The sequence below is a fragment of the Streptacidiphilus neutrinimicus genome (assembly GCF_000787815.1).
Lineage (GTDB): Bacteria > Actinomycetota > Actinomycetes > Streptomycetales > Streptomycetaceae > Streptacidiphilus > Streptacidiphilus neutrinimicus.
The window spans coordinates 107,088-119,909 of the sequence record NZ_BBPO01000010.1 but is presented as its reverse complement, the minus strand read 5'-3'; the positions used below and the strand labels follow the sequence as shown (position 1 = coordinate 119,909).

The window sequence follows — 12,822 nt, the reverse complement described above, 5'->3', positions numbered from 1 at the left end:
GCAGCCGCCGTTGCTCCCTCGGGGTGAATCCGCGCCCGGAGGCCGCCCGGGGCGGGTACCCCTCCGCTCATGCGACCGCGCCGGAAGCCCCGCGATCCAGTCGGCGAAGCCGGGAACGGCCCCACCACCACGGCCCGCTCCCGGCGGCGCCGCCTCGTCTGCGCGACGCTCGGCGGTGCCGTCGCGGTGACCCTCACCGTCTCCCTGTGCGTGAACGCGGCACTCGACGAGCCCGGCCCCGGCGGGGCGCCGACGAAGCTCGCCCGCTGGGGCCGCTGCCACGGGCTGGGCTCGGTGGTGAGCCTGGTCGACAACGCCCACCAGGGCGTGACCCCGGCGCTCTCCTGCAACGCGGCCCTCCTCGGCATCCGCGAGAACCCGTTCGGCCCGGCGGTGCGGCCCACGCCCACGCCGCCGCCGACAGGGCCGCCGATCCCGCTGCACGCGCCCGTCCGACCGCTCGTCAGCCCGGCCCAGCCCGGCGAGGGCGTCTTCACCGCCCTGGTCCGGGAGAAGGGCCAACCGGTCATCCAGAGCGCGCAGGTCCGGCCGGACTCCTACGACGTCGGGTACCCGGCCGGCATCGTCTGGATGAAGCAGCACGCCCTCCGCTTCGCCCTGCACCCCGGCGTGTCCGAGCCGGGCGGCAGCTGGGCCGTCCCGTCGACGATCACCCCCTCGGAGCGCACCGACCTGGTCGCCGCTTACAACGGCGGCTTCAAGGTCTCCAACGGCGACTCGCACGGCGGCTTCTACCTCGACGGCCGCACCGTCGGCTACCTCCGCGACGGCGCGGCCTCGGAGGTCTTCCACCGCGACGGCTCGCTGACCGTCGGCGTCTGGGGCCAGGACGCGGGGATGGCTCCGGACGTCGTCGGCGTCCGCCAGTGCCTCGTCCCCCTGGTCCGCGACGGCGAGATCACCGGTGCCGTCTACAACGGCGGCGCCGAGACCTGGGGCTTCGACGACGGCGGCTACCCCTCCGTGGCCCGCTCGGGCGTCGGCGTCGACCGCAACGGCGACATCGTCTACGTCGGCGGTCGCCTGCTGACCGTCCAGTCCCTCGCCACCCTGCTGCAGCGCGCGGGCGCGGTGACGGCCATGATGCTGGACATCAACCTCAGCTGGCCGTCCTTCATCTCCTACGACGGCACGAAGGACCCCCGCGACCCGGTCCCCCACAACCTGGTCAACTTCGTCCGCGCCCCGACCCGCTACTACGACTACTCCGCCCGCGACTTCGTCGCCGTCTACGCCCGCCCGTGATACGACCCGTCGTTACACTCCGTGCATGAGCGTTGACGCCGTCACGTACGCCAAGCTCCGGGAAGTCGCCCGCCAGTTGCCTCGGATCCCCGGAGCAGGGCGTGTGGAGATCGCGCACGGCGGGATCGTCATGATGCTGCCGCCGGTCCACCGACACGAACTGGCGGTGCTCAGGCTTTCCAGGCAGCTCGACGAGCAACTCCCGGACACACATCCCGAGCACGTCGTCCAGGCCGGGGCGCCTCTGGAGGATCCGGGGCTCGGCAGGCTACGGCGCCCCGACCTCATGGTGTTCCGGGAAGGCGCCCTGGAGGAGGACCCGCCGTCCGTGCCCCCGGCAGACGTTCTGCTCACCGTGGAGGTCGTCTCGAAGTCCAACCCCGAGAACGCCTACGAGGAGAAGGTCCGCGACTACGCCGCCATGGGCATCCCGCTCTACCTGCTCGTCGACCCGCGCGACGGCACCGGCATCGTGCACGCGCAGCCCAGGTACGCGAGCCGGGAGCGCTTCGTGTTCGGGGACGCGATCAAGGTCGGCCCGTGGCAGCTGGACACGAGTGTCCTGCTGACCTACGGGCCGTGACCTCTCCCGTGGGTGTGGCTAGGCGATCCGGTCGAGGATCAGCGGGGTCGGCTTGAAGTCCGCGCCGTCGGCGATGGTGATCGCGTCCGCGGCGGCCAGGGCCTCCAGGGCGTAGTCGAAGCGCTCCGGGGTGTCCGTGTGGAGGGTCAGCAGCGGCTGGCCCGCGGTGACCTGGGCGCCGGGCTTGGCGTGGATCTCGACGCCCGCGCCCGCCTGCACCGGGTCCTCCTTGCGCGCGCGGCCCGCGCCGAGACGCCAGGCGGCGACGCCTACGGCGTAGGCGTCGAGGCCGGTGAGCACGCCGCTCGCCGGGGCGGTGAAGACGTGCTGCTCCCGCGCGACCGGCAGGGCCGCGTCCGGGTCGCCGCCCTGTGACGCGATCATGCGGCGCCAGTGGTCCATCGCGGAGCCGTCGCGCAGCGCGGTCTCCGGGTCCTTGCCGCCGGTGACGCCCGCAGCGGCGAGCATCTCGCGCGCGAGCGCGATGGTCAGCTCGACGACGTCGGCCGGGCCGCCGCCGGCGAGGACCTCGACGGACTCCCGGACCTCGAGCGCGTTGCCCGCCGTCAGGCCGAGCGGGGTGCCCATGTCCGTCAGCAGGGCGACGGTGTTCACGCCCGCGTTCTTGCCGAGGCCGACCATGGTCCGGGCCAGCTCCTGCGCGTCGGCGAGGTTCTTCATGAAGGCGCCGGAGCCGACCTTCACATCCAGGACCAGCGCGCCGGTGCCCTCGGCGATCTTCTTCGACATGATCGAGGACGCGATCAGCGGGATCGCCTCGACGGTGCCGGTGACGTCGCGCAGCGCGTAGAGCTTCTTGTCGGCGGGCGCGAGGCCGTCGCCGGCCGCGCAGATGACCGCGCCGGTGTCGCGCAGCACCTGCATCATCTCGTCGTTGGAGAGCAGGGCGCGCCAGCCGGGGATGGACTCCAGCTTGTCCAGCGTGCCGCCGGTGTGGCCGAGCCCTCGGCCGGAGAGCTGCGGCACGGCCGCGCCGCAGGCCGCGACGAGCGGCGCGAGCGGCAGCGTGATCTTGTCTCCGACGCCGCCGGTGGAGTGCTTGTCGCTGGTGGGCAGCGGCAGCGAGGAGAAGTCCATCCGCACGCCGGACCGGATCATCGCGTCGGTCCAGCGGGAGATCTCCCGCAGGTTCATCCCGTTGAGCAGGATCGCCATCGCCAACGCGGACATCTGCTCGTCGGCGACCTCGCCGCGGGTGTAGGCGTCGATCACCCAGTCGATCTGAGCATCGGTCAGCTCGGCGCGGTCGCGCTTCGCGCGGATGACGGAGATGGCGTCCACGGTAACTCCAAGAGTGCGGAAGGACTATGCGGAAACTCTACGCGCGTAACAACGAGATGCTCTCCAGGGGCGCGAGGAACCGCGCGAGGAGCCACCGACATGCGGTTGGCCCTGCTCGCTCGGGACTCACCACCCAGGGTGGCTTGTCGCGCGGTTCCTCGCGCCCCTCGAGTACGTGCAACTACCCGCGGGAGCGAACAGTTACAGGCGTTCGGGTCCGAAGGCGTCCGGGAGGAGCTCGGACAGCGGGCGGATGCCGGAGACGGACTCGACGATCAGCTCCGCACCGCCGTGCTCCCACAGCAGCTGCCGACAGCGCCCGCAGGGCATCAGCGGCGCGCCGCTGCGATCACAGCAGGTGAACGCCACCAGGCGGCCGCCGCCCGACGCGTGGAGCGCGGAGACGAGTCCGCACTCCGCGCACAACGCGAGGCCGTAGGACGCGTTCTCGACGTTGCAGCCGCTGACGATGCGGCCGTCGTCGACCAGCGCCGCCGCGCCGACCGGGAAGCCGGAGTACGGCGCGTACGCGCGCCCCATCGCCTCCCGGGCCGCGGCACGCAGCGCGTCCCAGTCGATGTCCATGTCGACGTCCAAGGCCTCAGCCCTTGATGTAGGGCTTGCCGGACGCCGCCGGCGGGCGGGTCAGGCCGCCCATGGCCGCGACCACGAAGACGGTCACCAGGTAGGGGGCCATCGCCAGGTACGCGCCGGGGATCGGCGTGTTCAGGGAGGACAGTGCCACCTGCAGCTCGGTGGCGAAACCGAACAGGATCGCCGCGCCGAAGGCGCCGATCGGGGACCAGCGGCCGACGATCAGGGCCGCGAGGGCGATATAGCCCTTGCCGGAGCTCATGTCCTTGCCGAACGCGCTGGCCAGACCGAGCGTCAGCCAGACGCCGCCGAGACCGGAGAGCAGGCCGGCGGTGATGACGTTGCGGTAGCGCAGGCCGATGACCTTGATGCCGACGGTGTCGGCGGCCGTCGGGTGCTCGCCGACCGCACGGGTGCGCAGGCCCCAGCGGGTGCGGAAGAGCAGGAACCACATCACCGGCACCAGGATGTAGGCCAGGTAGAAGATGATGTTCTGGTTGAACAGCTCACCGATGATCGGGATCGAGGAGAGACCCGGGATCTTGATCGCCGAGAAGCCGGTCGCCTGGTTGTAGGTGCCGCCGTTGGTCGACATGACCCGGTCGTAGAGGAAGCCGGTGACGCCGGAGGCCAGCAGGTTGAGCACGACGCCGAGGACGACCTGCTCGATCAGGTAGCGGTTGGCGAAGACGGCCAGCAGGGCGCACATCAGCGCGCCGCCGAGGCAGCCCGCGATCGCGCCGGCCCAGAGCGAGCCGGTGCTGGACGCGGTGATGACGGCCGCGAACGCGCCGAAGAGGAACTGACCCTCGATCGCGATGTTGACGACACCCGAGCGCTCGCACATCAGGCCGCTCAGCGAGCCGAGGATCAGCGGGACCGCGCCCGCCGCCGTCAGGACGATGATCGACGGCACGTTCAGGCCGACGGACGAGCCCGCCGCCGCCCACACCAGGAAGGCGACCACCAGGCTGGCGAAGTAGACCCCGTCCAGCCAGAGCTGGACCTTCTTCGAGATCGGGACGAAGGCCCGGACCAGGCCGCAGAGGATGGCCAGCGAGGTCAGCGCGAGTGCGACCGGTTGGGCGGACGCCGAGATGGGGCTGAGGCCGCTGGTCTGGCTCGGGTCGTACTTGAGGCCGAACAGCGTGTGCGCATCGTTGCTGACGCGCGAGCTGAGGCCGAAGCCCCACAGTGCCAGGGCGCCGATCACGGCCATGACGACGCCGCTGATCATCTTGGACCGGGTGTCCGTGGCCACTGCGGCCACGTTCGTCGCAGGGGCGTTCCCGGTTGCGGTGGATGCCGTGCTCATTCCTCGCCTCCGGCAACGTTGATGGTTTCGGTCGTGTGGAACGGGTCGACGGTCGGGGTGACCTCGTCGCCGCCCTTACCCGTGTCGATCTTGTGGGCCCGCAGGTGGAAGATCTCCTTCACCAGCTGCGGCGCGGCCACGAAGATGACGATCAGGGCCTGGATGACGGTGATGATCTCGATCGAGACCTGCGCCTGCGTCTGCATCAGCGCGCCACCGGCCTGGAGCGCGCCGAAGAGCAGCGAGGCTCCGACGACGCCCCACGGCTTGGTGCGGCCCAGCAGCGCGACGGTGATCGCGCTGAAGCCGAGGCCGGCGTCGATGTTCGGGCTCAGCGAGTTGTTGTTCGGGTTGGCCAGACCGAGGGTCTGGGTCACACCGATCAGACCCATCAGCGCACCGGAGATCAGCATGGAGGCGATCTGCACCCGGCTGACGTTGATGCCGGCGGTCCGGGCGGCGCTCGGCCGCAGGCCGACCGCGCGCACCTCGAAGCCGAGCTTGCTGCGCTTGAAGAACCACGCCACGGCGAAGGTGGCGGCGATCGCGAAGAGCAGGCCGATGTCGGTGAAGAGCTGGTCGCCGAAGAGGTGCGGCAGCACCGCGCTGGGCGCGGCCGGCTTGGAGATGGCCTGGCCGGCGGCGGCCGGGTTGTGGAACACCGAGGTGTTCAGCAGCCAGCCGCCGAGGAAGAGCAGGGCGACGTAGTTGAGCATGATCGTCACGATCACCTCGTGCGCGCCCCGCTTGGCCTTGAGCCAGCCGACGATGCCGCCGTAGAGCATGCCGCCGATGATGCCGGCCAGCACGGCCACGATCATGTGGAGCACGCCGGGCAGCGCGGTCCAGGAGAAGCCGACGTACGAGGCGAAGATCGCGCCGACGATCAGCTGGCCCTGGCCGCCGATGTTGAACATGCCGGCCCGGAAGGCCACCGAGATCGCCAGACCACCGAAGATCAGCGGCGTGGCGTACTCGAGGGTGTTCGAGATCGGACCGAAGAACTGCTCCGGCGTGCCGGAGATCGTCGCCGGGTCGAAGATCGCGCCCTTGAACAGCGAGGAGTAGGCGCTGGAGATGTCGTTCCAGGCCGAGGAGAGGAAGTCGCCGGGCGACGCGAAGAAGTAGCCCAGCTTGTTCATCGTGTCGGTGCTCGACAGGACGATCATGAGGGCGCCGACCACGAGCGCGAGCACGATGGCCAGGAAGGTGACCATCGCGCCGTTCTCGGCGGTGAAGACGTTGCGGATGATCACGCCCCAGTCGCGGGGCGGCCGGTCCGGCTGCGGCTTCGGGGCTGCGGTCGCCGACTTCGCGGCGTCGGCAGCCTCGTTCTTCTCAGGTTCGGGCGTGCTCACGAGTCCGCCTCCTCCGTGTTCGTGGTGGCGGCGTCGGCCGCTTCGGTGGTGCTCCCGGTGCCCTCGACGCTCGTAGCGCCGCCGGCACCGGCGGCGCTACCGGCGTCGGCGCTGTCGCCGTTGCCGGTGATGCCGGCCATCAGCAGGCCGATCTCGTCGCGGGAGGTGGTCGGCGGAACCGTGGCGACGATCTTGCCGCGGTACATCACGGCGACCTTGTCGGCCAGCGCCAGCACCTCGTCGAGCTCGGTGGAGACGACCACGACGGGGCGGCCCTGGTCGCGCTCGGCGACGATGCGCTTGTGGATGAACTCCATGGCGCCGACGTCCACGCCGCGGGTCGGCTGCGAGGCGACCAGCAGGCGCAGCGGGCGCGAGAGCTCGCGGGCCACGACGACCTTCTGGGCGTTGCCGCCGGAGAGCTTGCCCGCCGGGTGCTGAGGAGCGGCCGGGCGGATGTCGAACTCCTTGACGCGCGCGTCGGCGTTCTTGGCGATCTCGTCCAGGTTGATCGAGAGGCCGCGCCCGAAGGGCGGCTTCTTGTACAGGTCCAGGACCAGGTTCTCGGCCACGGTGAACTCGCCGACCACGCCGTCGTGGCCGCGGTCCTCGGGGACGAAGCCGACGCCGGCGTCGAGCACCTGGCGCGGGGTCCGGCCGGTCAGCTGCTTGCCGTCCAGCGAGATCGTCCCGGCGGCGGCCGGCACCAGGCCGAGGATCGCCTCGGCCAGCTCGGACTGACCGTTGCCCTGGACGCCCGCGATGCCGAGGATCTCGCCGTCGTGGACGGTGAACGACACGTCGTCGACGGCGGCCTGGCCGTTGGCGTCGAGCACGGTCAGGTTCTCGACCTGGAAGGAGGCGTTGCCGGGCTTGCTCAGCTCCTTGTCGACGACCAGCTGAACGGAGCGGCCGACCATCATCGAGGCCAGTTCCTGCTCGCTGGAGGTCGGGGAGGCCTCGCCGACGACCGCGCCACGCCGGATCACGGTGATCCGGTCGGCGATCGCCTTGACCTCCTTGAGCTTGTGGGTGATGAAGACGATCGACTTGCCGGCCTCGCGCAGCGAGTTCATGACGACGAAGAGGTCGTCGATCTCCTGCGGGGTGAGCACGGCGGTCGGCTCGTCGAGGATCAGCGTCTGGGCGTCGCGGACGAGAGCCTTGACGATCTCGACACGCTGCTGGACACCGACGGGCAGGTCCTCGACCAGGGCGTCCGGGTTGACGGGGAGGCCGTAGCGCTTGGACACCTCCTGCACGTCCTTGCGGGCGCGGCGGCGGTCCAGCAGGCCGAGCGGGCCGCGGCTGGCGCCGAGCTCGACCTCGTCGCCGAGGACGACGTTCTCGGCCACGGTGAAGACCGGGACCAGCATGAAGTGCTGGTGGACCATGCCGATGCCGTTGGCGATCGCGTCACGCGGACCGCTGATCGTCTTGGCGACGCCGTCGACGAGGATCTCGCCCTCGTCGGGCTGGTGAAGTCCGTACAGGACGTTCATCAGCGTGGACTTGCCGGCACCGTTCTCACCCAGCAGACAGTGGACCTCACCTGGTTCGACCGTCAGGTCGATGTGGTCGTTGGCGACCAGCGAACCGAATCGCTTGGTGATGCCGCGAAGTTCCAGACGCACTTGTGAACACACTCCTCACGCCGGGCATCAGAGTCGATCGGCGGAAGCTATCGAGGACTTGGCGGGGCCTGCCAGACCCGGGGCGGGAAAACCGGGGACGACAGGCCGGTGGGCGGGCGCGCCCCAGCGCGCCCGCCCCGGACGGTCCGAAATCAGCCGGCGGTCGGCTGGCTCTTGGACTTGATGACGATGGTGCCGTTGATGATCTGCTGCTTCACCGCGGCGATCTGGGCGGTCAGCGAGGCGGGCACCTTGGACGCGAACTCGTGGTACGGCGCCAGGCCGGTGCCGTTGTTGGCGAGGGTGCCGACGAACGGGGTGGCCGAGAAGTTGCCCTTGGCCGCGTCCTGCACCGAGGTGCTCACGGCGGTGGCGATGCCCTTGGTGACGGACGTCATGATGACCGAGGCGTACTGCGGGTTGGAGACCACGCCGTCGTCGTCGACCCAGATGGCGTTCATCTTCCCGCCCGAGGACTGGGCCTGGGACAGCGCGCCGATGCCGGTGCCGCCGGCGACCGGGAAGATGATGTCCGCGCCCTCGGACTGGAAGGTCGCGGCGATCTGCTTGCCGCCCGCCTGGTCGGTGAAGGACTGGGTCGGGTCGAAGGTGCCCTGCTGGGTGGTCTCGTTCCAGCCGAGGACCTGCACGTGGGTGCCGTGCTTCTGGTTGTAGTACTGCACACCCTCCCAGAAGCCGTCCATGTAGACGGTCACGGTCGGGTAGTTGGCGCCGCCGAAGGTGGCGACCTTACCGGTCTTGCTCATGCCGGCCGCGAAGTAACCGCCGAGGAAGGCGCCCTGCGCGGTGTTGAACTCCAGGCCCTTGATCTGCGGCGCGGTCGAGGTGTTGTCCACGATCGCGTAGTGCTGGTTCGGGTTCTTCTTGGCCGACGCGACGGTGGCGTCGTTCATGGCGAAGCCGACCGTGACGATCAGGTTGCACTGGGCGGAGACGAAGCCGGCGATGTTGCTGGCGTAGTCGTTCTCCGTCGCGGAGGTGGCGTTCTGGACGGTGATGCTGGAGTTGGCGTGGTGCGCGTCCTGCATGCCGGCCCAGGACTCGGCGTTGAACGAGTGGTCGTCCAGGCCGCCGGTGTCGGTGACCATGCAGGCCTTGTAGCTACCGGCGGCGTTCGCGGAGCTGGTGCTCGTGCCCGAGGTCGAAACGGGCTTCGATCCACAGGCCGTGGCGGTCAGTGCGACCAGTGTCGCGATCGCTGCCAGCTGAACGGGCTTGTTCATCAATTCCTCCAGATGGGAGCCGACATCGCAGAGCCCGGGGGCAGGGAGCGGCTTTGCTCAACCGATTGGATGCGAGGTTAACGCGCGTAGAACACTTTTGGATTACGGCTGCGGTGCCGTTATCAGATCGTCGCATTTCTACCATCGCCAGCGCACCGAAGGGGCCGGATAAACCGGACGATTCCACTCCGATTTCGCTCGCTCGGCGCACACCTGTCACCACCATGAGACACCAAACGACGCCGCCCCGGAGGGTCGGCGCCGTTTGTCCGCGTGTCGGCTTCGGTGCGGCCGATCGGCCAGGCGGTTCGGGCCCCGCCGGTGAGCCGGTCCGGGCCCGGTCGGTCAGCCGTTCGGCCCGGTCGGTCAGCCCAGCGCGAGAGCGCTGAAGAGCTCCACCCCCACGCCGATGGCCCGCTCGTCCGCGTCGAAGGTGCCCTGGTGCAGGTCGCGCACCCCCTGCTCGTCGGGCGACCGCACGCCCAGACGGGCGAGCGCGCCCGGGACCTCCTGCAGGTACCAGGAGAAGTCCTCGCCGCCCAGGCTCTGCTCCGTCGACTCCACCGTCTCCGCGCCGAACCGTTCCGCCATCGCCAGCTCCAGCAGCGCGATCGACTCCGCCTCGTTGACCACGGGCGGCACCCCGCGGCGATAGTCCAGCACCCACTTGGCCCGGTGCGTCTCCGCGATCTGCCCGACCAGCTCGTCGATCGCGCCCGGCGCCTCGCGCCAGCCGGCCGTCTCCAGGCAGCGGACCGTGCCCTCCAGCTCCGCGTGCTGCGGGATCGCGTTGGCGGCGGAGCCGGACTCGATCCGACCCCAGACCAGGCTGACGCCCCAGCGCGGATCCATCCGGCGCTGCAGGGCCGCCGGCAGCTCGGTGGCCGTCTTGGCCACGGCCATCACCAGGTCCGTCGTCAGGTGCGGCCGGGCGGTGTGGCCGCCGGGGCCGTCCAGGTTCAGCTTGAGCAGGTCGCAGGCGGAGGTGATCGCCCCGACCTTCAGCCCGATCTTCCCGACCTCGACCCGCGGGTCGCAGTGCACCGCGAAGATCCGCTCCAGGCCGGACAGCACGCCCGCCTTGATCACGTCCAGCGCCCCGCCGGGCATCTGCTCCTCGGCGGGCTGGAAGACCAGCCGCACCGGACGCCGCAGCGCGCCCTCGCGGGCGGCCTCGGCCAGGACCAGCGCGGTGCCGAGGACGACGGTGGTGTGCACGTCGTGGCCGCAGGCGTGGCAGCAGCCCGGCACGGTCGAGCGGTAGGGGACGTCGAGCGGCTTGGCGTCCTCGATCGGCAGCGCGTCGATGTCGGCCCGGAAGCCCCACACGCCCCGCTCGGCGGAGAGCCCCGCCGGGACGATGTCGCACAACAGGCCCGTGCCCCCGGGCAGCACGCGCGGCGCGAGGCCGGCCTGCTCGAGACGGGCCTTGATGAGCGCGGTCGTGCGCACTTCCTGCCGACCCAGCTCGGGGTGCATGTGGAGGTCGCGCCGGAAGGCGATCAGCTCGGGCTGGAGGGCGTCGACGCGGGACCGCAGCTCATTCCACTGGTTCACCTCCACAAGGCTACGGCCCTGGGGCGGTTGGGGCAGGGGATCACCGAAATTCATACCGCCGGACGAGAAGTTTGTCGCCCGCTCGGCGCATGATCCGCCCCGGACGGGGTAGGGAACCTCTTTCATGCTGCCTCCCGCACTGCATCGTTGAAGAGATCAACGAGCGAGCGGGCCGGACGTTGCCATCGTCTCATGCGCCGGCCAGGCGCCGGTCAGGTTGCCGAGCAGGTGCCGAGGTCTCAGAAGCTGTCGACCGGGACGTAGGCGCCCCAGACCTCCCGCAGCGCGTCGCAGGTCTCGCCCACCGTCGCACGCGCGGCCAGCGCCTCCTTCATCGGGTACAGCACGTTCTCCCCCGAGGTCTCCGCCGCGCGCCGGAGCGCGGACAGCGCGCGGTCCACCGCCGCGCTGTCGCGGTCCGCCCGGAGCCTCCTGAGGCGCTCCGCCTGCTGCCGCTCGATCGCCGGGTCGACGCGGAGCGGCTCGTACGGCTCCTCCTCGTCCAACTGGAAGCGGTTGACGCCGACGACGGTCCGCTCGCCGGAGTCCGTCTGCAGGGCGATCCGGTAGGCGCTGCGCTCGATCTCGGACTTCTGGTAGCCGCGCTCGATGCCGGCGACGGCGCCGCCCATCTCCTCCAGCTTGGCCATCAGCTCCAGCGCCGCGGCCTCGACCTCGTCGGTCAGCCGCTCGACGACGTAGGAGCCGGCGAACGGGTCGACCGTCGCGGTCACGTCGGTCTCGTACGCCAGCACCTGCTGCGTGCGCAGAGCCAGGCGTGCGGATTTCTCCGTCGGCAGCGCGATGGCCTCGTCGAAGCTGTTGGTGTGCAGCGACTGGGTGCCGCCCAGCACCGCCGCGAGGGCCTGCACGGAGACGCGGACCAGATTGACCTCGGGCTGCTGGGCCGTCAGCTGCACGCCCGCGGTCTGGGTGTGGAAGCGCAGCATCATGGACTTGGGGTTCTCCGCCCGGAACTCCTCCTTCATGACCCGCGCCCAGATCCGCCGGGCGGCGCGGAACTTGGCCACCTCCTCCAGCAGCGTGGTGCGCGAGACGAAGAAGAAGGACAGGCGCGGCGCGAAGTCGTCGACGTCCATGCCGGCGGCCAGCGCGGTGCGCACGTACTCGATGCCGTTGGCCAGGGTGAAGGCGATCTCCTGCGCGGGCGTCGCCCCGGCCTCGGCCATGTGGTAGCCGGAGATGGAGATGGTGTTCCAGCGCGGGATCTCGGCCCTGCAGTACTTGAAGATGTCCGCGATCAGGCGGAGCGAGGGCTTCGGCGGGAAGATGTAGGTGCCGCGGGCGATGTACTCCTTGAGCACGTCGTTCTGGATGGTGCCGGTCAGCTTCCCCGGGGGAACGCCCTGGGCCTCGCCGACCAGCTGGTAGAGCAGGAGCAGCAGCGAGCCCGGCGCGTTGATCGTCATCGAGGTGGAGACCTCGCCCAGCGGGATCCCGCCGAACAGCACGCCCATGTCCTCGACCGAGTCGATCGCGACGCCGACCTTGCCGACCTCGCCGTGCGCGATCGCCGCGTCCGAGTCGTAGCCCATCTGGGTGGGCAGGTCGAAGGCGACGGAGAGGCCCGTGGTGCCGTTGGCGATCAGCTGCTGGTAGCGGGCGTTCGACTCGGCGGCGGTGCCGAAGCCGGCGTACTGCCGCATGGTCCACGGCTTGCCCGTGTACATCGTCGGATAGACGCCGCGGGTGAACGGGTACCGCCCCGGTTCGCCGAGCTTGACGGCCGGATCCCAGCCTTCCTGGGAGGCCGGCCCGTAGACGGGCTCGATGGGCAGTCCTGACTCGGACAGGCGGGCCATGGGGGTCCTCCGCGACGGGTGAAGACGAGGAAGTCAGCGGCGATTAACGTCCAATCCGCTACGTACGGTAATGATGCGCGCGGGAGAGGAATAGTCGCATCCTCTGGGAGCTTGCTCACAAGACACAACGCCATTGGAGGAACAGG

Annotated in this window: 10 protein-coding genes; 2 read left to right on the top strand and 8 right to left on the bottom strand. The window is 70.2% G+C overall.

Annotated features, from left to right (window positions below):
• The first annotated feature begins 69 nt into the window (after positions 1-69).
• Both TR48_RS09720 and TR48_RS09715 read left to right on the top strand, forming a co-directional pair.
• Positions 70-1,266: a phosphodiester glycosidase family protein gene (locus tag TR48_RS09720; protein WP_042365563.1), complete on the top strand. Its 1,197-nt coding sequence runs from the start codon at positions 70-72 to the stop codon at positions 1,264-1,266.
• 25 nt (positions 1,267-1,291) lie between these two features.
• The gene (locus TR48_RS09715) at positions 1,292-1,849 is read left to right on the top strand and encodes a Uma2 family endonuclease (protein ID WP_042365562.1); all 558 of its coding nucleotides are present in this window, start codon (positions 1,292-1,294) and stop codon (positions 1,847-1,849) included.
• An 18-nt stretch (positions 1,850-1,867) separates the two neighbouring features.
• Here the strand turns inward: TR48_RS09715 and TR48_RS09710 are convergent, their stop codons facing one another.
• The 8 genes from TR48_RS09710 to TR48_RS09675 form a co-directional block, all read right to left on the bottom strand.
• Positions 1,868-3,151 carry a thymidine phosphorylase gene (locus tag TR48_RS09710; protein ID WP_042365561.1) on the bottom strand — a complete coding sequence of 428 codons (1,284 nt, stop codon included), beginning with the start codon at positions 3,149-3,151 and terminating at the stop codon, positions 1,868-1,870.
• A 201-nt stretch (positions 3,152-3,352) separates the two neighbouring features.
• A complete protein-coding gene (locus TR48_RS09705) occupies positions 3,353-3,736 on the bottom strand; it encodes a cytidine deaminase (protein WP_042365609.1) in 384 nt (127 codons plus the stop codon).
• Positions 3,737-3,752: 16 nt separating this feature from the next.
• A complete protein-coding gene (locus TR48_RS09700) occupies positions 3,753-5,060 on the bottom strand; it encodes an ABC transporter permease (RefSeq protein WP_052442530.1) in 1,308 nt (435 codons plus the stop codon).
• The gene (locus TR48_RS09695; protein ID WP_063770952.1) at positions 5,057-6,418 is read right to left on the bottom strand and encodes an ABC transporter permease; all 1,362 of its coding nucleotides are present in this window, start codon (positions 6,416-6,418) and stop codon (positions 5,057-5,059) included. The genes TR48_RS09700 and TR48_RS09695 overlap by 4 nt, the downstream gene beginning before the upstream one ends.
• Positions 6,415-8,052 carry an ABC transporter ATP-binding protein gene (locus TR48_RS09690; protein WP_084729098.1) on the bottom strand — a complete coding sequence of 546 codons (1,638 nt, stop codon included), beginning with the start codon at positions 8,050-8,052 and terminating at the stop codon, positions 6,415-6,417. The genes TR48_RS09695 and TR48_RS09690 overlap by 4 nt, the downstream gene beginning before the upstream one ends.
• A gap of 152 nt (positions 8,053-8,204) precedes the next feature.
• Entirely contained in the window at positions 8,205-9,296 is a 1,092-nt protein-coding gene (locus TR48_RS09685) for a BMP family lipoprotein (protein ID WP_042365560.1), read from the bottom strand.
• A gap of 366 nt (positions 9,297-9,662) precedes the next feature.
• On the bottom strand, positions 9,663-10,907 hold the full coding sequence (locus TR48_RS09680) for an amidohydrolase (RefSeq protein ID WP_084729096.1): 1,245 nt from the start codon (positions 10,905-10,907) through the stop codon (positions 9,663-9,665).
• A gap of 185 nt (positions 10,908-11,092) precedes the next feature.
• Positions 11,093-12,676, bottom strand: a complete 1,584-nt coding sequence (locus TR48_RS09675; RefSeq protein ID WP_042365557.1) for an acyl-CoA mutase large subunit family protein — start codon at positions 12,674-12,676, stop codon at positions 11,093-11,095.
• Positions 12,677-12,822 lie beyond the last annotated feature (146 nt).